At 68.6% G+C, this 19,914-nt stretch carries 18 protein-coding genes and 1 pseudogene; 13 read left to right on the plus strand and 6 right to left on the minus strand.

The genetic code is table 11. The features are described from left to right. Positions 1-942, minus strand: coding sequence for an ABC transporter ATP-binding protein (locus D7Y04_RS02085; RefSeq protein WP_120596985.1), 942 nt, complete (start codon positions 940-942; stop codon positions 1-3). 188 nt (positions 943-1,130) lie between these two features. On the opposite strand from D7Y04_RS02085, the gene ettA reads away from it, so the two are divergent. From ettA to D7Y04_RS02125, 7 genes are all read left to right on the plus strand, one after another. After that, a complete protein-coding gene (gene ettA / locus D7Y04_RS02090; protein WP_121758147.1) occupies positions 1,131-2,810 on the plus strand; it encodes an energy-dependent translational throttle protein EttA in 1,680 nt (559 codons plus the stop codon). Between the two features lie 72 nt (positions 2,811-2,882). Continuing rightward, positions 2,883-3,986 carry an AAA family ATPase gene (locus D7Y04_RS02095; protein ID WP_121758148.1) on the plus strand — a complete coding sequence of 368 codons (1,104 nt, stop codon included), beginning with the start codon at positions 2,883-2,885 and terminating at the stop codon, positions 3,984-3,986. Then, a complete protein-coding gene (locus tag D7Y04_RS02100; RefSeq protein ID WP_233601233.1) occupies positions 3,979-4,734 on the plus strand; it encodes a hypothetical protein in 756 nt (251 codons plus the stop codon). Before D7Y04_RS02095 ends, D7Y04_RS02100 begins: the two co-directional genes overlap by 8 nt. 45 nt (positions 4,735-4,779) lie before the next feature. Next, a complete protein-coding gene (locus D7Y04_RS02105) occupies positions 4,780-5,070 on the plus strand; it encodes a DUF3349 domain-containing protein (RefSeq protein ID WP_121758149.1) in 291 nt (96 codons plus the stop codon). A 587-nt stretch (positions 5,071-5,657) separates the two neighbouring features. After that, entirely contained in the window at positions 5,658-5,978 is a 321-nt protein-coding gene (locus D7Y04_RS02115) for a hypothetical protein (protein WP_147454631.1), read from the plus strand. Continuing rightward, positions 5,969-6,265, plus strand: coding sequence for a hypothetical protein (locus tag D7Y04_RS02120; protein ID WP_120596991.1), 297 nt, complete (start codon positions 5,969-5,971; stop codon positions 6,263-6,265). Before D7Y04_RS02115 ends, D7Y04_RS02120 begins: the two co-directional genes overlap by 10 nt. A 188-nt stretch (positions 6,266-6,453) precedes the next feature. Beyond that, the gene (locus D7Y04_RS02125) at positions 6,454-7,239 is read left to right on the plus strand and encodes a M43 family zinc metalloprotease (protein WP_233601234.1); all 786 of its coding nucleotides are present in this window, start codon (positions 6,454-6,456) and stop codon (positions 7,237-7,239) included. Positions 7,240-7,343: 104 nt separating this feature from the next. Here D7Y04_RS02125 and D7Y04_RS44345 read toward each other — a convergent pair whose 3' ends face one another. Further along, a complete protein-coding gene (locus D7Y04_RS44345) occupies positions 7,344-7,490 on the minus strand; it encodes a hypothetical protein (protein WP_158624381.1) in 147 nt (48 codons plus the stop codon). 129 nt (positions 7,491-7,619) lie between these two features. Between D7Y04_RS44345 and D7Y04_RS02130 the strand changes: the two genes are divergently transcribed. Further along, positions 7,620-8,780, plus strand: coding sequence for an acetyl-CoA carboxylase biotin carboxylase subunit family protein (locus tag D7Y04_RS02130; protein ID WP_121758153.1), 1,161 nt, complete (start codon positions 7,620-7,622; stop codon positions 8,778-8,780). Between the two features lie 3 nt (positions 8,781-8,783). Here the strand turns inward: D7Y04_RS02130 and D7Y04_RS02135 are convergent, their stop codons facing one another. Further along, entirely contained in the window at positions 8,784-9,362 is a 579-nt protein-coding gene (locus D7Y04_RS02135) for a DUF2378 family protein (RefSeq protein ID WP_233601235.1), read from the minus strand. Positions 9,363-9,372: 10 nt separating this feature from the next. Further along, positions 9,373-10,146, minus strand: coding sequence for an alpha/beta hydrolase (locus D7Y04_RS02140; protein ID WP_120596998.1), 774 nt, complete (start codon positions 10,144-10,146; stop codon positions 9,373-9,375). Between the two features lie 192 nt (positions 10,147-10,338). Here D7Y04_RS02140 and D7Y04_RS02145 point away from each other — a divergent pair, with 192 nt between their 5' ends. The 3 genes and pseudogenes from D7Y04_RS02145 to D7Y04_RS02155 form a co-directional block, all read left to right on the plus strand. Beyond that, complete coding sequence (locus D7Y04_RS02145; protein ID WP_199749600.1) at positions 10,339-12,363, plus strand: hypothetical protein; 2,025 nt, start codon at positions 10,339-10,341, stop codon at positions 12,361-12,363. A gap of 12 nt (positions 12,364-12,375) precedes the next feature. Continuing rightward, the gene (locus D7Y04_RS02150) at positions 12,376-14,142 is read left to right on the plus strand and encodes a lamin tail domain-containing protein (protein WP_368666410.1); all 1,767 of its coding nucleotides are present in this window, start codon (positions 12,376-12,378) and stop codon (positions 14,140-14,142) included. Positions 14,143-14,162: 20 nt separating this feature from the next. Then, positions 14,163-14,576: pseudogene (locus D7Y04_RS02155) on the plus strand (thermonuclease family protein); the annotation flags it as partial. A gap of 63 nt (positions 14,577-14,639) precedes the next feature. Here the strand turns inward: D7Y04_RS02155 and D7Y04_RS45045 are convergent. After that, a complete protein-coding gene (locus D7Y04_RS45045) occupies positions 14,640-15,347 on the minus strand; it encodes a hypothetical protein (RefSeq protein ID WP_199749653.1) in 708 nt (235 codons plus the stop codon). A 396-nt stretch (positions 15,348-15,743) separates the two neighbouring features. Here D7Y04_RS45045 and D7Y04_RS02160 point away from each other — a divergent pair, with 396 nt between their 5' ends. Both D7Y04_RS02160 and D7Y04_RS02165 read left to right on the plus strand, forming a co-directional pair. Beyond that, positions 15,744-18,011 (plus strand): PAS domain-containing sensor histidine kinase, encoded by a 2,268-nt coding sequence (locus tag D7Y04_RS02160; RefSeq protein ID WP_120599859.1) that lies wholly within the window; start codon positions 15,744-15,746, stop codon positions 18,009-18,011. Positions 18,012-18,119: 108 nt separating this feature from the next. Next, positions 18,120-18,935, plus strand: coding sequence for a hypothetical protein (locus tag D7Y04_RS02165; RefSeq protein WP_121758156.1), 816 nt, complete (start codon positions 18,120-18,122; stop codon positions 18,933-18,935). Between the two features lie 3 nt (positions 18,936-18,938). On the opposite strand, the gene D7Y04_RS02170 is transcribed toward D7Y04_RS02165, so the two are convergent. After that, positions 18,939-19,862, minus strand: coding sequence for a TerC/Alx family metal homeostasis membrane protein (locus D7Y04_RS02170; protein ID WP_121758157.1), 924 nt, complete (start codon positions 19,860-19,862; stop codon positions 18,939-18,941). Positions 19,863-19,914 lie beyond the last annotated feature (52 nt).

Here is a 19,914-nt window from a genome sequence, read left to right on the forward strand (position 1 = left end):
TCAGGCGGCCTGCGAGGGGCGGCCACGGAGGATTTCGATGAGCACGTCTTCCAGGCGCGACCGCCGCGTCTCCACTTCCGAGATGGGCAGCCCGTCCGCGTAGAGCGAGCGGAGCAGCTCACCGGAGGGCGCGCAGTTGTCGCGCTCCACGTAGGTGAGCGTGCGGCCGTCAGTGGACAGGCTCGCGGCGAAGCGCGCGCCCGCGGCGGGCATGGCGGCCTGCGGTTCGGCGAAGGTGACGACCAGGCGCTTCTCTCCGAAGCGGCGCAGGAGCGAGGACTTGTCCTCGGTCATGAGGAGGCGGCCCTCGTTGATGATGCCCACGCGGTCCGCCAGCTCCTCGGCCTCTTCCAGGTAGTGCGTGGTGAGGACGATGGTGGTGCCTTCGCTGGCGATCTTCTTCACGTACGTCCACAGGTCGCGGCGCAGCTCCACGTCCACGCCCGCGGTGGGCTCGTCCAGGAACACGAGCTTGGGCTTGTGGACCAGGGCCTTGGCGATGAGCAGCCGGCGCTTCATGCCGCCGGACAGCGCGCGCGTGAGGGAGTCCTTCTTGGCCTGGAGGTTCAAGGCGGTGAGGACCTCGTCGATGCGGGCGTCGTCGCGGGGCTGGCCGTAGTAGCCCTGCTGGATGCGCAGGGACTCCGCGACGGAGAAGAACGGGTCGAAGTTGATCTCCTGCGGCACCAGGCCGACCTGGTAGCGGGGCCCGTTGGGGTCCACGTCCAGGTCCTTGCCGAAGACCTTCATGGTGCCCGCGGACTTCCTCACCAGGCCGCACACGCTGCCGATAAGGGTCGTCTTTCCGGCGCCGTTGGGGCCCAGGAGGGCGAAGATTTCACCGGGGCGGATGGTGAGGTCCACGGCGTGAAGGGCAGTGAACTTTCCGTAGGCCTTGGAGAGGCCCTTGAGCTCCAGGGCGGGGGGCGTCGGCTCTGACATGGGGCGCTTCCTCTAACACCTTCGAATTGGGTTCGCTGGTCAGCGAGCAGGCGTTTTCGCTCCTGGACGCGTGACGCGCCCCGTCCAACCGGACACTGCGCTGACGCAGGCGCCTTGAGCCGGATGGGGCTCCCTGCTATCCGCTGGCCCCGCTCACCGTTTCGGCGAATCCCAGGAGGCCTTCCGCCATGGCCCAGAATTTCATCTTCACGATGCAAGACCTGCGCAAGGTCAAGAACGGCAAGGACATCCTCAAGGGCATCTACCTGTCCTTCTTCCCGGGCGCGAAGATTGGCGTGATTGGCCCCAACGGCTCCGGCAAGTCCACGCTCCTGCGCATCATGGCGGGGGTGGACACGGAGTTCTTCGGCATCGCGAAGCCGGACCCCACGGTGAAGGTGGGCTACCTGGCGCAGGAGCCGCAGCTCGACCCGAAGCTGGACGTGAAGGGGAACGTGGAGCTGGGTCTGAAGGAGATCCGCCAGGCGTTGGACCGCTTCAATGAGGTGAGCGCGAAGTTCGCGGAGCCCATGGATGACGCGGCGATGGAGAAGCTGCTCGCCGAGCAGGCGAAGCTGCAGGACCTCATCGACGCGACGAACGGCTGGGAGCTGGACCGCACGTTGGAGATGGCGATGGACGCCCTGCGGTTGCCTCCGGGTGACGCGGACGTGACGAAGCTGTCCGGCGGTGAGAAGCGCCGCGTGGCGCTCTGCCGCATCCTGCTGGAGAAGCCGGACCTGCTGCTGTTGGACGAGCCCACCAACCACCTGGACGCGGAGAGCGTGGCGTGGCTGGAGCAGGCGCTGAAGGCATACACGGGGACCATCGTGTGCATCACGCACGACCGGTACTTCCTGGACAACGTGGCGGAGTGGATTTTGGAGCTGGACCGCGGCGAGGGAGTGCCCTGGAAGGGGAACTACTCCAGCTGGCTGGACCAGAAGCAGAAGCGGTTGGAGTTGGAGGAGAAGTCGGAGAGCCACCGTCAGAAGACGCTCAAGCGCGAGCTGGAGTGGGTGCGCGCGTCTCCGAAGGCGCGTCAGGCGAAGAGCAAGGCGCGCATCGCCGCGTACGAGGAGCTGTTCAACCAGTCGCAGCAGAAGCGGGACGTGACGGGCGAGGTGATGATTCCGCCCGGTCCGCCGCTGGGTGGGTTGGTGGTGGAGGCGAAGGGGCTGCGCAAGGCGTACGGCGACCGGCTGCTCATCGACGAGCTGAACTTCAAGCTGCCGCCGGGCGGCATCGTGGGCGTGATTGGTCCGAACGGCGCGGGCAAGACGACGCTGTTCCGGATGATGACGGGCACGGAGAAGCCGGACGCGGGCGAGCTGCGGATTGGCGAGTCGGTGGTGATGGCCTACGTGGACCAGAGCCGAGACTCGCTGAACGGAGAGCAGTCGGTGTTCCAGGAGGTGAGCGGGGGGTTGGACCTCATCGACCTGGGCAAGGCGGGCACGGTGCCCAGCCGCGCGTACCTGTCGGGCTTCGCCTTCAAGGGCACGGATCAGCAGAAGCGGGTGAAGGACCTGTCCGGCGGCGAGCGCAACCGGCTGCACCTGGCGAAGATGCTCAAAGCCGGCGGCAATCTGCTGCTGTTGGACGAGCCCACGAACGACCTGGACGTGGAGACGCTGCGAAGCCTGGAGGACGCGCTCTTGAGCTTCGCGGGCTGCGCGGTGGTCATCAGCCACGACCGCTGGTTCCTGGACCGCATCGTCACGCACATCCTGGCATTCGAAGGCGACAGCAAGGCCTTCTTCTTCGAGGGCAACTTCGAGGACTACGAAGCGGACAAGAAGAAGCGCCTGGGCCCGGACGCGCTGGAGCCGCACCGGATCCGGTATCGCCCGCTGACGAAGAGCTGAGATTTGATGGTGCTGTGCTCCGCCCTGTGAGTGATTCCGGGGCGGAGGTGTCGTCGGGAGGAGGGTGCACGCGTGATCGAGTCGGTGCAGTTCCGCAACTTCAAGGCGTACCGCTCACTCGACCTGGACCTGGAGCCCTTCACCGTGCTGGTGGGGCCGAATGCTTCGGGCAAGACGACGCTGCTGGATGGCTTGCGGATGCTGGCCTTGCTTGCACCGCATCCAGACGGGTTTCCGGTAGAGGAGCTTATCCCGGAGCGCTTCCGATCATTTGGAGTAAGCCAGCCGATCGAAATGGCCTTCTATGCCCGCTTTGGGCGTTCCCTCGGTGAAGTTGTTGTTACGGGAGCTGGAGGGCCCATCACGAGATGGCCACCATTGGCCAGACTGGATGAGGAATCCGAACGAGAGCTGAGTCGTGCCAACGACAAGCTGCGCCAGTTCTTGCGGACTGCGACGCTCCTGCGCTTCGAAGCGAGGAAGCTGGCGGACGCATCGTATAGCGAGGAGCAGGTGCCCACGGTTGCAAGTGATGGCGCAGGGCTGGCTTCCACGATTGCGTTCCTCAAGTTGAGTCATGAGGACCTGTTCGGAGAGATTGAATCCGCGCTGAAGCAGGTCGTGCCGTCCGTGCGGAAGATTCGCGTCGAGCGTGCCTCGGTCGAGCAGAGCAACGTGCGAACGATTGCCCTCGATGATCAGACGACCCATGTGTCCGAAAAACGGACGCTCTGGGGAAACCGGCTCGTGCTGGACATGCAGGGGGCCAAGGGCGTGCCAGCGGATTCCGTTGGAGAAGGCACGTTGATGGCGCTGGGCTTGCTGACGGTGCTGCTCGGACCTCAGCGGCCCAAGCTCCTTCTCCTTGATGACATCGAGTTGGCCCTCCATCCCGTGGCGCAGGGGAAGCTCATCGAAGTCCTGCGTGCCATCCAGAAGAACGATCCTGAGTTGCAGATCGTGGCGACCAGCCACTCGCCCTTCATCCTGAACTACCTGAAGCCAGAAGAGATCCGGATGACCTTCCTGGCGGAGAACGGGTTCGCTCGCTGCGAGAAGCTCACGGCGCATCCTGAGTTCGAGAAATGGAAGGACCTGATGAGCCCCGGGGAATTCTGGAGCACCGTGGGCGAGAGCTGGATTGGCAAGGTGCCCGCCTCCGCGCCTCATGAGTGAGCCCGCGTACGACTTCGGCGTGGTCTGCGAGGCTCGTGCGGACCGGGACACGGCCTGTGCGCTTGCCGACCGTGTGCTGGTGGATGACATCGATTGGCTCGACGAGGAATTGCTGGACACCCAGCGCCGCTGGCGAGGGCTGACACCTTCAGATTCCTTCCTCCGGTGGGCCTCCGTACGAGAAGAAGCCAAGAAGGCTGGGCTCAAAGGCCTCTTTGGACACTTCGGCAACAAGCCTGCTGAGCCGGATGCCCTTGTGGCTCGGCGCGCCCTCCTGCTGTTCGTGGACTCGGACACGAAGCCGCAAGCAGTCCTGCTGATTCGTGACAGCGACGCGGATGAGTGCCGACGCCTTGGGCTGGAGCAGGCTCGCGGAGACAAACCCTGGCCTTTCGCAGTCGTCATCGGAGTCGCAGAGCCCAAGCGGGAGTGCTGGGTCCTTGCCGGCTTCGACGCCAAGAAAGAAGAAGAGGACTCACTGCGGAAGGTGGAACAGCGGCTCTCGTTCCATCCTGTTCGCGAGGCACACCGGCTGACAGCGAGTGAGCACGGAGCGAAGAACGACGCCAAGAAGGCGCTGGATGAGCTCACGTCTGGGAACTTGGAGCGTGAGCGCGAATGCCTGCGCGACACTCCCTTGGAGACGTTGAGGCAGCGTGGTGAGCGCGTTGGTCTGACGCAGTTCCTGTCCGAAATCAGCGAACGACTGGTTCCCGTGATGGACGGTTCCCAGCGCGGCGAGAAGTAGACTTCAAGGTCTCCTCCACCGCTGTTCCTTTGAGTGGAACGCAATATGGACCTTCATCCCAGTCTTGAGAGCACTGCAGCCCTGATCAGGAGAGCCTTCCCTGACGGTGTGACGGAGGCGGACTACCTGCCCCTGCTGACTGTGCTGTACCTTCATATGTCGGACAGGGCTCTTGCGATGGTGGTCGGCCACTTTGTGGGTCAGGACTATCCGCTCATCCTGAATGACATCTATGGCGTAGGCGGCGGATCCAAGCCTGCGAGCCCGGACGCCGTGGTTGCGGTTCACGCCCGGCTTGTCGCCGCGGGTCTTGAGGAGTGGACCCAGGAAGAATGAGTCAGGGCCTTCCACTGTTCTGGGGGATTCAGTGAGAACACTGCAAGTGGGGCGTTTCGGATGCGTACGCGCGTGGCTCGGTGATTGTTCGGGCGCGACCTATGCCCCGGCCGGCCGGGTCGACCGGGTGGTGGCCTCGGGACTGGAGATGCCGATGGTCACCACCATCGGCATCGAGGCGATGATTCCTCGGGGCGCTTACTCGGAGTACGGGCTCCTTGGGCTGTCGGGGACGTATGAGAGCGCTCAATCCGTGCTTCGGCTTGAAGTTCCGTGGACACAGGCGGATGGCGCGCCTTGGAGTCCCGCTCCTGGATACGCGCTCGCATCGCCACGCGTCGGATTGCCGCAGGAGTTCGCTCACGCCGTCCTCGAAGGAATCGATGCTGCGTCAAGGGACCGACTGGCAGGAGGCGTCCTCTCGGTCCGTGCGGCAGCCCACTGCCCGGTAGGATCCAACCCGAACATCATGGGACGCCTGGCACGTGCGTGTGTCGGGCTGATGTTGCGCGGGGACATGAGGGACGATGAGTTGCGCGCGTTCCTCGAAACCGTCCTGCTACGCTGAGGGCAAGGGGGCAGGGACCATGCGAGAGCGTTTACTCATCCGTGCGGTGGTCAGACTCTTGACGCCTGAAGAGGGCGGCTCCCAAGGCCCCATGGGGAAAGAGTTCAGGCCCAATTGGAACATTGGAAGCCGCGCCGACGATGGCCAGATGGCATTGGACGGCGGCTTCGTCACATTGGATGACGCCGGACCGCTTGTGCCGGGACAGGAGAAGGAGGCCGTCATCGAGCCGCTTCTGTCCGAGCCTTGGCTGCACGTGGCTCAGGGGATGGAGATTCCGATGCATGCCGGGGCTCGAGTCATCGGTTCTGCTCGCGTCTTGGAGATTGTATGGGCTTGATGCGCGATGAGGATGTCTTGAACGTGCTTCGTGCGAAAGAGAAGCTGCTGACCCCAGTGGAACTCGCGGAGTTGCTTGGCGGCATGCTTGAAAATGGGATTTCACATTCTGTGATTGTTTTCTATTTCAAGCGGGCATTCCCATCCATTCCGCTGAGGGTCTTGCTGGAGTCGGGGTTGTGGTGGAGGGTCGGCAAGGGCGGCATGAGCGACCAGGAATTCAATGAACACTTGATGCCTTGGGTGGGACGGGGAGTGGCCGCTGGCAATGGCGGACATCTGGTCTGAAGTGGTGGCGCCTGGCGTGCGAGCCCAAGGTATCCTGGGTTCAAATGACACTTCATTCCATGATGGTCGCACATGCCCTGGCGCTCCTGTCTGGAGCGTCCCACCCGGTTGACTCCAACAGCTGTGCAGCACCGGAGCCCGCGCCTTCCTGGGTTGCGAAGTCCTCCCCCTCTGCCTCCGACTGTTCCATGGACTCGACCGTCCCCGGCCCTCAGTGGCTGCCCGTGGTGGTGCGGCGCATCCCGGTGGTGGTCCATGTTGTCGCGGACACTGCGTGCACGAATGGCAACGTGTCGGACGCGCTGGTCCACAGTCAGATCGCGGTCCTCAATGAGGACTTCCGCGCGCTGCCCGGCACTCCGGGGGGCAGCGGGGTGGATAGCAAGATTGAGTTCTTCCTTGCCACCGTGGACCCCTCGGGCAACCCGACCACGGGCATCCAGCGCTATTGCAACACGACGTGGTACCAGGACACGGGCAGCTATTGGCTCAGCACCGCGTGGGATCCAACGCGCTACGTGAACATCTACACCAACAGCGCTGGCGGCTCGCGAGGGTACGTGCCCTTCCTCCCCGCGGAGCCCACGGGCGCCGTCGGTCAGCCGCAGGACCGCGTGGTCATCAACTGGCTGGCCTTCGGACGGGTGGGGCCCGTCGTGCCGTACCACAACGGGCGGACCGTCACGCACGAGGTGGGCCACTACCTGGGCCTGTTCCACACGTACTACTCGGGGTGCGGCACGGCCACCTCGCCGGCCTGCTACACCACCGGAGACCGCATCTGCGACACCCCGCCCAACGCCACCTCCCACAAGGGGTGCACCGCGGGAATCACCAGCTGCGGCGGCGTGCCGGTCCCCATCCAGAACTACATGGAGCTGACGGACGACGCCTGCATGACGGGCTTCAGCGCGGAGCAGGTCCAGCGCATGCGCTGCACCCTGGCCACCTACCGTCCGGACCTGGCGCAGTAGCCCCAGCGCTTCTTGAACGTGTCCCTCCGCGCGGCCCACCAGTCGCGCCACTCCTTCACCGCTGCCTCCCTTTCGGCCCGCGGACCCGCGGGCTGGAAGTGGAGTCAGGTGGAGGTCGCGTCCCTCAGGCACATCTCCGCCAGGAAGCGTGTGCGGACGTCCTCGCTCTCCAGCAGGTCGATGAGTTCCGGGATGGTGTGCCTTCCCATCGCTTCCCTCGCCTGTGTGAACGCCTTGGAATCCTCCGCCATGCCGCGAGTGTTCCTGGCGCAAGCCCTCCGTGCGAGTGCCGCTGGTGGACACTGTTCCCCAGCGGGCTTCTAGGGCGCGGGCGGGGCCGCTATGGTCCACCCCAGCGGAGGACTCGCCCGCCAGGAGCCATGAACTTCGTCTTCATCTCCCCCCACTTCCCCTCCCAGTACTTCCACTTCGCCACCGCGCTGCGCGAGCGCGGTGTGACGGTGCTGGGCATCGGCGACACTCCCTACGAGTCCCTGCGCCAGGAACTTCGCGAGTCCCTTCGCGAATACTTCTTCGTCCCCAGCCTCACCGACTACGACGCCCTCCTGCGCGCCACCGGCTACCTCACCTGGCGCCATGGCCGCATGGACCGCATCGAGTCCCTCAACGAGTCCTGGCTCGAAGTCGAAGCCCGCCTGCGCGAGGACTTCCATGTCCCCGGCCTCCAGCCCTCGGACATCCTCAAGCTGCGCTCCAAGTCCGGCATGGCCGAGGTCTTCCATGCCTCCGGCGTCCCCCACCCGGACCTGCTGCGCGTGCGCGACGCGGACCAGGTGAAGGAGTTCGCCGCCCGCGTGGGCTACCCCCTCGTGCTCAAGCCCGACGTGGGCGTGGGTGCCGCTCACACGTTCAAGGTCGCCAGCGACGCGGAGGTGGACGCCGCGCTCGCCCACCCGCTGCCCACGTCCTACGTCGCGCAGCCCTTCGTGCGCGGCACCATCGTCACCTACGACGGCATCGTGGACCGCCACGGCGTCATCGTCTTCAACCTCAGCCACGAATACAGCGACGGCGGCATGGAGACCGTCACCGAACGGCGCGACATCTCCTTCTGGAGCCTCCAGAACATCCCCGCCGCGCTCGATGTGCTGGGCCGCCAGGTCGTCGCCGCGTTCGGCCTTCGCGAGCGCTGGTTCCACCTGGAGTTCTTCCGTCTGCCGGATGGCCGCTTCGTCGTGCTGGAGGCCAACCTGCGCCCGCCCGGCGGCTTCATGACGGACATGATGAACTACACGTGCGACATCGACGTGTACCGGCTCTATGCCCGTGTCGTGACGGGCGACCCGGTGGCGGACTTCCAGTACACGCCGCGCCACCACGTCTGCCACAGCGCCCGCCGTCACGGCCGCCGCTACAAGCACTCCCACGCGCAGATTGTCGAACGGTTGGGCAAGTCGCTGCTCGTGCACCGCGAGCTGCCGCCCATCTACCACTCGCTGCTAGGTGAAGAGATGTACCTCACGCGCCACACGGACACGGAGTCCATGCAGGACGCGGTGCGCTTCATCCAGGCGACGTGAGCTTCAGGGCTCCTGCGTCCAGGTGAGCGAGTACTCGGTGCGCTCACCGTCGTCGTACAGCTTCGTCGCGCGAGGCTCCTTCGCGCCGCCCGCGGTCAGCAGGGCCTCGAAGAGGGCCTCCACGTAGCCGGGCCCCTTGAGGCTCGAATTGAAGTGCAGCTCGAAGTGCGTGGGGCCGCGCTCCACGAGCGTCACCTCCGTGTAGTTGTCCGTGCCGCGCAGCACCTCCGGCATCCGCTGCACCATGCGCCGGGGGCCCAGCACGCGCATCACGCTCATCACCGCGCGCCCCAGCAACGTGGCCCCGTAGCCCTCCACGTGTGCCCGGGCGAGCCGGGCGAAGCCCTCCGCTTGCGGCAGGCCCGGGTACACCTCCTCCACGACGATCTCCAGGCACCGCCCCCAGAGCGGCACGGGGTAGAGCGGCAACAGCGGCCGGTCCAGGTCCACGCCCGCCTGACGCAGCCGTTCCCGCAGGCGAGGGGACACCTGGCCTCTCAGGCCGTGTTGGAGGAGGCCCTCCACGACCTGCACATAGACCTGCCGCTGTTCGGGCGGCACCGAGCGGGGCCGCCGTGTCACGGAAGAGGACTCACCCGAGCAGCCACTGCATGGCGCCCGGCAGCCGGCGCTGCCAGTCCTTCTCGTGGTGCTCGCCGCCGGGCTCCAGCACCAGCGACACCTCGTGGTCTCCGTAGCCCAGGCCCTTGAGGTGGTGGAAGAAGTCGCGCGTGCCCCGGCCGTAGTCCAGGGGGATGCCGCCCGCGTGGATGGACTCCGTGGCGCCCGCGTCCAGGTAGATGCGCGTCCAGCGCTGGCTGTGCTCGCGCCACGCGTCGAACAGGCGGCCCTGGCTCCACATCACCGTGGGCGACAGCGCGCCGATGCGCCCGAACACCTGCGGGAACTTCCATCCCAGGTACAGCGAGATGAGCCCTCCCAGCGACGAACCCATCGCGCCGGTCCACTGGCTGCCCTGGCGCGTGCGGTACGTCCGGTCGATGTAGGGCTTGAGCTCCTCCACGAGGAAGCGCCCGTAGGCCTCGCCTCGCGCGGACACGCCGTTGCGCGGTTCGTCCCACGGCGAGTACTCCTGGAAGCGCCCGGGGCCCGAGTCCACCGCGACGATGATCCACGGCTCCATCCGCCCCGCCTGGACGCTCTCCTCCGCGACGCGGTTGGCGCACCACGTGTCGAAGACGGCGGACTCCGGATGCGCGAAGACGTTCTGCCCGTCGTGCATGTAGAGCACCGGGAAGCGGTGGTCCTGCCAGGAGTCGTAGGCGTCCGGCGTGTAGATGCGGACGGTGCGGTTGAAGCCCTCCTGGGGAGAGGGGAAGTGGCGAAGGATGTGGACGTAGCCCATGCGCTGTTTCTGGGGCCGGACGGGACCGGCCTCGCGAGGATGTCACCGCAGCATAGCCGCACCGCCCCACGCGACGCGGCAAGCGTGGACCGCCGTCCCTGGCCTGGACGGCGGGTCCGAGGAAGGGATGGACCGCGCGTAGAGCCTTCGCTGTAGGGAAGGGTGGTCCCGCTCGTGCAGAAGGCCCGCCGCGTGCGTTCCGTCCTCGTCTGCGTGTGGCTGTTCCTGCTGGGTCTTCCCTTCACGGCGCTCGGCGCGACCTATGAGGTAGACCCCGAGGACACGGGAGAGCAGGCGCTGTTCGCGCTGAGGGAGGACGGCGCCATCACGGCGGAGACGCTGTCCGCGCTGCTGGTGCTGAGGCGCTCGGGAGTGGATCCGGCGCATGCGTCGCGCGCCGCGCTCTATGCGTTGCCGGGACTGACGTACGCGCGCGTGGATGGGTTCGAGGCTTCCGGGAGGCTGACGCCGGAGGAGATGCGACGGCTGGCGCCCTTCCTGACGACCTCGGCGCCGGAGCGGGTGACGGGCGATGCGCGGCTGCTGACGGCGTTCGCCGCGTCGGATCCGGTGCTTCCTCCACTGGCGCTCCAGGTGCGAGTGGCGGGGCCGGAGGGATGGCGCGTGGGATTGCTCACGTCACTTACGCGGCGCCGGCTGGGCGCGGTGCACCGGGATGCGAACCGACGAGCGCTGGTGGCGGAGGCTCCCGGTGTGTCGGTGGTCGTGCCCAAGTTCCACGGTCAGTGGACGGGCGAGCGGGCTTCCGTGCTGGTGGGCTCGTACCGGCTGGGCTTCGGTCAGCGGCTCACGTTGGACACCACCGGACTGCCCACGCCGGACGGCTTCCTGCCCGACGATGCCGTGCGAGTGCCGGGCGACGTAGAGCGCTGGTGCTTCCTGGGAGAAGGTGCCTGCACCCCCGAGGAGCGCGCCGCGGGCGTGACGCCGGACTTCCAGTGGGACGAAGGCTTCCGGGGCGTGGTGGGCACGGTGCGGACCTCTTCGGGCGTGTCCGTGACGGGCTTCGGTTCGTATCAGTCCCGCTCGCTGCTCTCGCATGCCCTGATGGAGCGGACGTCCTGCGCGGGCACTGCCTGCAAGGCGCCCGCGGTGTGGCTTGAGGGGACGGGCGCGCCCATGGGACGCGTGGTGTCGCGCACGCTGCCCGGTGTGTTCCACGAGTGGGCGGGAGGTGGCCACGCGGCGATGGCGTGGACCCGGCGGGCACAGGTCGGAGTGACGGCCTGGGGCGCGCGGCCCGTGTGGAGCGTGGAGGGCGCGGCGCTCGATTTCCGCTCCACGGCGGGCTACCCGGCGGGCGGCGCTTTCGGCGCGGTGGGCGTGGATGGCGCGTGGGGCCTGGGACCTGTCGACCTCTTCGTGGAAGCGGCGCGCACGTTCGATTCGGCGCCGGGCGGAGGCGGTGGCTACGGCGCGCTTCAACGCACGGTGGTGGCGGACACGTCGAAGGAGTTGGAGCTGTCGCTGCGTGCCTACGGACGCGGCTTCGCCAATCCCTACACCGGCGCGATGTCCGGCCCGGACGAACTGGAGGGCTCACGGGCGCGAAATGAGGTGGGCGCACGCGTGCGCTACCTGCACCGCGTGGAGGGCGCGCTGCGGCTGCGCGGTGAGGTGGATGCGTGGACGCTGCCCGCCGACGGTGCGGCGGTGGGCAGTGCCGGCACGGTGAACCTGCGGGCTTCGGCCCGGGTGGACTGGCGGGCGCACGCGCTGTTCCAACCGTCGCTGTGGGCCGAGTACCGGGACAAGGACGTCGGCGTGGCGGGGGACTGCTTCGACGGTTCGGGCGGGGACCCCTGTTCAGGTTCGCTGCTGCGCATCACGGCCCGGGTGAAGGCGGAGCTTCACGACGCCGTGTCCGTGGCCGCGCAGTACGCGCATGCCCGCGTGGATGATCCGGTGAACCGGGGCGTGCGTGAGGATGCGCATGCGGTGGTGGAGGCGCAGGTGCGGCCTTGTGACGCCGTGAGGCTGCGCGGTCGCGCCGTGTGGAAGGACGAGGACCTGTCGACGCGCAACCGGCTGGAGCAGGCGTTCCGGGCCACGCTCGATGCGAGCTGGACGGCGGACGCAGTGACGACACGGGCCCGGTACGCGTGGGTCGTGGACTTGAAGGACGCGAGAGGGGCCCGGACGCCGCCGGATGCGCCCCGGCACCTGTTCGCGCTGGAAGTGGAGACGCGGTTCTGAAGGGAGCGGAGTGTGACGGCTTGGGCAGTGCGGGGATGGGGCTTGAGGTTGGGATTGGGATGGGTGCTGGGGTGGATGGGGGCGTGCGGACTGCCTACGTGGGAGGAAGAGCCAGCGGCCTGTGAAGCGCTGGTGCCGGGGGACCTGGTCATCACGGAGTACCTCAACGACCCCGTGGGCTCGGACACGGGGAAGGAGTACGTGGAACTCCACAACCCCACCGGGGAGACCGTGGACCTGCTGGGCGTCACGCTCTTCACCGCGCGCGACGAGACGGCACAGGAGCGGGTCTACACGTTCACCACGGGCCTGCCGGTGGACGCGGGTTCCTTCGTCGTGCTGGGCGACGTGCGCGAAGGGGCGCTTCCCGAGCATGTGGACCAGACCTATGGCGATGCGCTCGGTGCGCTGGGGAACAGCGCGGGCTTGTTGGGCCTGCGGTGCGGGACGCGCGTGCTCGACACGGTGGTGCTGGCCGCGCCGGTGAAGTCAGGCGTGGCCCGTATCTATGACGGCCGGTTCGTGCCCGACGCGGAGGGCAACGACGACCTGGCGCGATGGTGCGACGCGCCGGAGACCGGGCCGGGTGGAACGCGGGGCAGTCCGGGAAGCGCGAACGCGCCGTGTCCCGCGCTGGCGGATGGCGGCGTGCCCTCCGGAGACGGAGGCCGGAGCACGGTGTGTCTGCCGCCGGGCGCGAGCGCTCCCCGGGACATCCAGTCCCCACGACCCGGAGAGCTGATCATCACCGAGGTGATGGCCAACCCGCGAGGCGACGACACCGTGGGCGAGTGGCTGGAGGTCCGCGCCACCGTGCCCGTGGACCTCAACGGACTGACGGTGGGAACGGACACGTCCGGTACTCGCCTGGAGTCGGAGCGCTGTCTGTCCCTCGCCGCCGGAGAGTCCGCGCTGCTCGCGCGAAGGCGGGAGCCTGAGGTGAACGGCGGCCTGCCGGAGCCGCTGGCCACGTTCTCCGTGGACCTGCGCAACGCGGGCGGCGTGGTCGCCGTGCGTGCGGGAAGCGTGCTCATTGACAGTGCGCTGTATGGCCCGGCCCAGGACGGCGTGGCCACCCAGGTGTCCGCGCCGCTCGCCAGCGATGCGAAGAACAACGACGTCACTGCGTCCTGGTGCGCGGCCACGGAGGCCTACGGTGACAAGGGCAACCTGGGCACGCCGGGACGGACCAATCGCGTGTGCACAGCAACGGACGCGGGCACGGCGCAGGCGGGCTGTATCGACCGGACCACGGGGCAGACCCGTGCGTTTCGAACTCCCACCGTGGGCTCGCTGGTGCTCACTGAATTCATGGCCGACCCCGCCGCTGTCCCGGATGCGCAGGGGGAATGGGTGGAGGTGCTCGCGCTGCGTGAGGTGGACCTCAACGGGGTGACGCTCGCCAACGAGTCGGGCAGCTCCGTCCTGGAGTCCCCACTGTGCCTGTCGATGAAGGCCGGAAGCTTCGCGGTCCTCGCGCGCGGCGAAGACACTTCACTCAATGGCGGGCTGCCCTCGGTGCTCGGCACGTTCGCCTTCGGCCTGGGCAACAGCGCGGGGGCCCATGTCCTCAAGCTGTCGGCGCAGGGCACCGTCCTGGACTCGGTGGCCTTCACGAACGCCGCGAGTGCCGGCGTGTCGTCGCAGCTGGATGCTCGCGTTCGGGACGCCACCGGCAACGACGCGGCCGGGGCCTTCTGTCCCACGCCAGCCGGCGTGACCTACGGCACGGGCGACCGGGGCACCCCGGGCCGGGAGAACCGCACGTGCACGCGATGAGGACTCTTGTCCTGGGAGGGATGCTGCTCACCGTCCTGTCCGCCTGTGGTGGCGGGGAAGGGGAGTGCGGTCCGAGCACGGGCGTGGTGACGAAGGTCATCGACGGGGACACGGTGGTGCTCCAGGACGGCGAGCGGATCCGCTACCTGCTGGCCGACACCCCGGAGACGACGAAGGGACACGACGACTGCTTCGGCGAGGAGGCCACGGCGTTCAACCGCTCGCTCGTGGAGGGCCGCACGGTGCGGCTGCGGGACGCGGAGGCGTGCACGGACCGTTACGGGCGGCGGCTCGCCTACGTGTCCGTGGACGGCCAGGACGTGAACGCGCTGCTCGTGCAACGGGGCTATGCGTGCACTTTGTTCATCCCGCCGGCCGGAGCCTCCCGGCGCGGCGAGTTCGAAGCGTTGGAGCTGGAGGCCCGGCGCGCACGCCGGGGCCTGTGGGGTCGCTGCCCGGCGCCGTGTCCCCGGGGACGGCGCCCGTCAGCGTCCACCCTATGGCAAGGTGTCCATCACCGCCCGGGCCAGCTCCGACTCCAGCGGCCAGGCAGCAGGGCGGCGCGACGTAGTGAGGGCCAGCGTGCCCTCCGAGAGCCTCGCCCCGAAGTCGTCCCCCACGGACAGCCGCACCCTGCGCACCCGCTCCCGGAGCACGTCGCCCACGTCGGGTGTCGTGGCCAGCTTGGCCAGCACCTCGCCGGTGCGCTCGACGAGCCACGCCAGGGGCTGGATGTGGGCCTCCTGCTCCAGCTCCGCGGCCGTGCCGAACTCCGCCGTCACCTTCGTGCCCCAGGCGGTGGACAACTTGTCGGCCAGCGCGGGCAGGTGGCGGCGCAGGTGCATGGGCGAGGACTCGGGCATCGACTTCGCGGGCGTGTCCAGCACCGTGGCGTCGTGCAGCGTGAGCGCCTCGATGACGCCGTCCGGGACGAACGTCACGTCCAGGTTCTCCCCGCGCGAGCCGTAGCCCCCGGAGGTGATGAGCAGCACGCCGCGGCCCTGGCGGAACTCGCCGTACTCCCGGACGAGCCCCGTGATTTCGCGCCCGCTGCGCAGGAACAGCGACACCTGCGGCAGGTTCAGCGGCAGGCCCTCGTTGCGGCGGCGCATGAGGATGCTCATCGCCTCCAGCACCTCCCAGACGCTGCGCACGGGGCCCCGGGCCAGCGACTCCAGTGGATCCACCGCCTGGGTCGTGCTCATGACCGGCCCTCGCCCCTCTGGACGTGTACTCGGGTCCACGTCCTCGGGGGCAACCGCCCCGTCGCCAGCGTGCGCACGCCCTGCCCGCCGGTCCTGCGTTCCGCGAATGCCATGACCTGCTGCCTCCCGTGTTCTTGGGAGTCAGTCTCCCCCAGGTCACTGACGGGGCCCAGCGGTTCACGGAGGCCTCCCATGGCTGCCCGCCATGTCCCCGGGTTCAATCCCAGAGGTGGGCAACCCACCCCACCCCGTCCCGCGGGCCCCATCCATTTCGTGACGCAGGATGTCCATCTTCCCTCCACTCCAGCCACGTCCCGGGAGCAGGGGTACGGTGACATTCACTCTTCCCACAGCAGGCGGCCTGCCTTGTCCGACCGGTGCCTCCGGGGTGCCGGCATGAACCCCGTCGCCTCCACGACGGACTCGCTCGCGGACCTGGTGGAGGCGCGGCGCGAGGACATCCTCCGGCGCTGGGGCGCACGGCTGGGGCCTCATCCCCCGGGCCAGTCCTCGGAGCTCCAGGACCGGCTGGAGGGGATGCTCAAGCTGGTGGACGCGCTGGTGCTCGTCCTCCGCCAGGGCGCCGTGGAGACGTACTCCGCGGGGGCGGTCTGGGCCCATGCCCGGGAGCTCGGGCTGCGGCGCTTCCAGGCCGGCGCTCGCGTGGAGACGCTGGTGGAGGAGTACGGCCTCTTGCGCGAGGCCATTTTGGAGGTGCTGGATGTGTCCCACCGGCCGCTCGGCACGGACGAGCTGCGCACGCTGTGGCGCGCGCTGGACCGGAGCCTGACGGAAGCCGTGGCCCACTACGTCCACGAGCACGAACAGGCGCTGCGCTCCCGCGAGCGGCGGCTGCAGGAGATCCTCGACCACGCTCCGGCCGCCATCTACGCGAAGGACGCCAACGGACGGTACCTCTTCATCAACCGCCCCTTCGAGTCCATCTCCGGCCACGAGCGCGAGGAGGTGCTGGGGCGCTCGGACCTGGACCTGTTCCCCCGGGAGACGGCGGAGCGCTTCCGCTACAACGACCGCCGGGTGCTGGCGGCGAAGACGCCGCTCGTCTTCGACGAGGAGGTGCTCCAGCCCGACGGGATGCACCTCTACCACACGATGAAGTTCCCCCTGCCCGGCGTCGTGCAGGGCGAGTCGTGGGCCCTGTGCGGCGTGTCCACGGACATCACCACCACTCGCACGCTGCGCCAGGAGCGCGACGAGGCCCGTGAGCAGCTCCACCGCGTGCTCACGCAGCTGCCCGTCGTGCTGTGGGCCTTCGACGCGCAGGGCGTGTTCACCCTCTTCGAGGGCGAGGGCGTGACGTCCACGTCCGTGCCCTCCCGGGTGATGCACGGGCGCTCCGTCTTCGACGTGTTCCGGGACCGGCGGGACGTGCTGGAGGTCATCCTGCGTGCGCTGGCCGGGGAGCGGCTGTCCACGGAGCTGTACCTGATGGGCGTCTGGTTCGAGGTCCGCCTCCTGCCGGTGTTCGACCCGGGCGGGCGCGTGGTGAGCGTGTCGGGTGTGTCGCTGGACATCACCGAGCGGCGCCGGGCGGAGCAGGAGTTGCGTGCGTCGGAGACGCGCTACCGGCTGGCCACCCTGGCCACCCGCGACATCATCTGGGACTGGGACCTGGTGACGGATGAAATCCACTGGAGCGAATCGGCGTCCCGCGTCCTCCGGCTGGACACGTCCCGGGGGCCGCCCGTCATGGACACGGCGTGGTGGACGGCCAGCCTGCACCCCGACGAGCGCGAGCGGGTGACGCGGGAGCTGCGGGCGGCGCTCGACAGCCACGAGGGCCACTGGGTGGCCGAGTACCGGATTCGCCGGGGCGATGGGACGTGGGCCTTCGTCGAGGACCGGGGCCGCGTGGTGAAGGACCTCCAGGGCCGCCCCGTGCGCATGGTGGGCGCCATGCAGGACGTCACCGACAGGCACGAGGCGGAAGCCGAGGCGAAGCGCCGCGCGGAGTTCGAACAGCTGCTCATCGGCATCGTCGGCCACGACCTGCGCAACCCCATCTCCGCCATCACCATGGCCGCCACGTCGCTGGCCCGGCGCGAGGGCTCCGACCCGCGCGACCAGAGGGCCGTGGCCCGCATCCTCTCCAGCGCCGAGCGCGCGCACCGCATGCTGCGCGACGTGCTGGACTTCACCCAGGCCCGGCTGGGCGGCGGCATCCCCATGGACCCGCGCGAGGTGGACCTCCTGGACCTGGTGCGCCAGGTGGTGGACGAGGTCCAGCAGGCCCACCCGGACCGGCGCCTGGAGGTGGACGGGCGGGGAGGGACCCGGCTGTGGTGCGACCCGGACCGGCTGGCGCAGGTCATCACCAACCTGGTGAACAACGCGCTCGCCTATGGAGACGCCCACTGCCCGGTGCGCGTGCGGCTGCGCGGCCAGCCGGGGACGGTGACGCTCGCGGTGAAGAACCAGGGGCGCCCCATTCCCCAGCACCTGATGCCCCACCTGTTCGAACCCCTCAAGCGCGCGGAGCTCCGGGAAGGCCACCGCAACAACGCCCACGGGCTGGGGCTGGGGCTGTTCATCGTGAAGCACATCGTGGATGCGCACGGCGGCCGGCTGCGCGTGCGCTCCTCCGCCCAGGACGGCACCACCTTCCTCGTGCACCTGCCTCGCCGGCCGCCTGCCCGGGACTGAAAGGGCCCCTCTTCCCGGGCGCGCTTGCCCTCCAGGGACGGCCCGGGTAGCAAAGGGGCTCCGGCGGCGGGCAGGCCCCGCCTTCCGGAAGGAGAGCGGAGCGGCACCATGAACAAGAAGTGGATCCTCGGGCTGGGGTTGGGTGTCGGCGGGTTGCTCCTCGTGGGTGGAGGCCTGGTCGCGACCGGGTACTGGGCGGACCGCCAGATGGACGGCGCCGGCGTGGCCACGCTGATGAAGTCCCAGGAGCGCTCCCTGAAGACCGCGGAGCTCAACGCTCGCTTCCCCTTCCATCCGCCTGACGCGGGCAAGGTGCTGAAGCTGGACGAGGCGCGGCTGGAGGCCTACCTCGCGGTGCGCGAGGCGACCCTGCCCGCCTACGACGTGCTCCAGAAGGAGTCCCTGGAGTACGTCGAGAAGCACGGCAAGGATCTCACCGGCGGAACCCGCAGCGCGAAGCTCCGGGCCGCGGGCGCCTCCATGCGCATGCTGGGCAAGGCCCAGGCCTCCCTCCTGCTGAACCTGGAGGCGCGGGGCATGTCGCCCCAGGAGTTCGGCCGCCTCTCCGCCATCGTGTATCCGGAGCCCGTGGCCGCGCCGGACGCGGGCGTATCGACGGTGTCCCAGCCGTCCGACCCCGCGAACATCGCGCTCCTGGAGGAGCAGCTCGCCGCGATTGCGCCGCAGCTGGAGGACCCGAAGCTCAGCGAGGCGGAGCGGCTGCAACTGGAGCAGCGCCGCGCCGGGCTGCGCAAGTACATCACCCAGCTGGAGGCCGCCTCGGGCAAGGACGTGAAGGACGCCAACGCCTCCCTCCTGAAGAAGCACGCGGCGCGCATCACGAAGGCGGCGAACCCCACGTTCGACCAGCTCCTGTCGAAGCCCCTGATGGTCGGAGGCACCGCGGGCCTGCCCACGCCCTGAGCGTCAGGCCTCCACCTGGCGCACGGACCGGCGGTGCGCCAGGCTCGCTCCCACCGCCCCGCCAATCACCGTCACGATGATGGCCACCGACAGGAGCGGCGGGATGTGCACCCACGTCTCCACCACCATCTTCACGCCCGCGAACGCCAGCACCCCCGCCAGCCCGTAGTGCAGGTACTTCAGCTGCCCCACGGCCCCGGCGATGACGAGGTAGAGCGCGCGCAGCCCCAGGATGGCGAAGGCGTTGGAGCTGTAGAGGATGAACGTGTCGGTGGTGACGGAGAACGCCGCCGGCACCGAGTCCACCGCGAACAGGATGTCCGTCACCTCCAGGCCCACGAGCGCCAGCAGCAGCGGCGTGGCCAGCCTGCGGCCCTGGTGCTTCACCAGGAAGTGCGGCCCCTCCACCTGGTCCGTCACCGGCAGCTTCCTGGACAGCCATCCCACGACACGGTTGTCCTCCTGCTTCGACGGGTCCTCGCGGAAGACGCGCCACGCGGTGATGAGCAGGATGGCGCCGAAGACGTACGACACCCAGCCCCAGCGCTGCAGCGCCGCCGCCCCCACGAAGATGAACAGGGCCCGGAACACCAGCGCGCCGAAGATGCCCAGGAAGAGCACCTCGTGCTGGTAGCGCTGGGGCACGTTCAGGCTGCGGAAGATGACGAGGAAGACGAAGACGTTGTCCAGGCTCAGGCTCTTCTCGATGAGCCAGGCCGCCAGGTACTCGTGGCCGCGCTCACTGCCCAGCGTCACCCACACGAAGCCGCAGAAGCCCAGCCCCAGGCCCACCCACGCCATGCTCCACAGCACCGCCGCGCGCCGCGACTGCCCCCGCCCTCCCCGGTGCGCCAGCAGGTCCACCACCAGCAGCGCCAGGAGCAGCGCCCAGAAGACGACCCAGGCCCAGGAAGGGGTGCTTTGCATGACCCCACCAACCTAGGCATCCCCCCGGCTTCCGACCGAGGGAAGGGTTCTC

It is taken from the genome of Corallococcus sp. AB038B (assembly GCF_003668955.1).
Taxonomy (GTDB): domain Bacteria; phylum Myxococcota; class Myxococcia; order Myxococcales; family Myxococcaceae; genus Corallococcus; species Corallococcus exiguus.

Coding starts and splice junctions, on each gene's coding strand:
- D7Y04_RS02120 (WP_120596991.1), top strand. CDS start 5,969: ATGGGCTTGATGCGCGATGAGGATGTCTTGAACGTGCTTCGTGCGAAA.
- D7Y04_RS02105 (WP_121758149.1), top strand. CDS start 4,780: ATGGACCTTCATCCCAGTCTTGAGAGCACTGCAGCCCTGATCAGGAGA.
- D7Y04_RS44345 (WP_158624381.1), bottom strand. CDS start 7,490: ATGGCGGAGGATTCCAAGGCGTTCACACAGGCGAGGGAAGCGATGGGA.
- D7Y04_RS45045 (WP_199749653.1), bottom strand. CDS start 15,347: ATGAGCACGACCCAGGCGGTGGATCCACTGGAGTCGCTGGCCCGGGGC.
- D7Y04_RS02125 (WP_233601234.1), top strand. CDS start 6,454: ATGGACTCGACCGTCCCCGGCCCTCAGTGGCTGCCCGTGGTGGTGCGG.
- D7Y04_RS02165 (WP_121758156.1), top strand. CDS start 18,120: ATGAACAAGAAGTGGATCCTCGGGCTGGGGTTGGGTGTCGGCGGGTTG.
- D7Y04_RS02170 (WP_121758157.1), bottom strand. CDS start 19,862: ATGCAAAGCACCCCTTCCTGGGCCTGGGTCGTCTTCTGGGCGCTGCTC.
- D7Y04_RS02140 (WP_120596998.1), bottom strand. CDS start 10,146: ATGGGCTACGTCCACATCCTTCGCCACTTCCCCTCTCCCCAGGAGGGC.
- D7Y04_RS02085 (WP_120596985.1), bottom strand. CDS start 942: ATGTCAGAGCCGACGCCCCCCGCCCTGGAGCTCAAGGGCCTCTCCAAG.
- D7Y04_RS02100 (WP_233601233.1), top strand. CDS start 3,979: ATGAGTGAGCCCGCGTACGACTTCGGCGTGGTCTGCGAGGCTCGTGCG.
- ettA (WP_121758147.1), top strand. CDS start 1,131: ATGGCCCAGAATTTCATCTTCACGATGCAAGACCTGCGCAAGGTCAAG.
- D7Y04_RS02115 (WP_147454631.1), top strand. CDS start 5,658: ATGCGAGAGCGTTTACTCATCCGTGCGGTGGTCAGACTCTTGACGCCT.
- D7Y04_RS02160 (WP_120599859.1), top strand. CDS start 15,744: ATGAACCCCGTCGCCTCCACGACGGACTCGCTCGCGGACCTGGTGGAG.
- D7Y04_RS02130 (WP_121758153.1), top strand. CDS start 7,620: ATGAACTTCGTCTTCATCTCCCCCCACTTCCCCTCCCAGTACTTCCAC.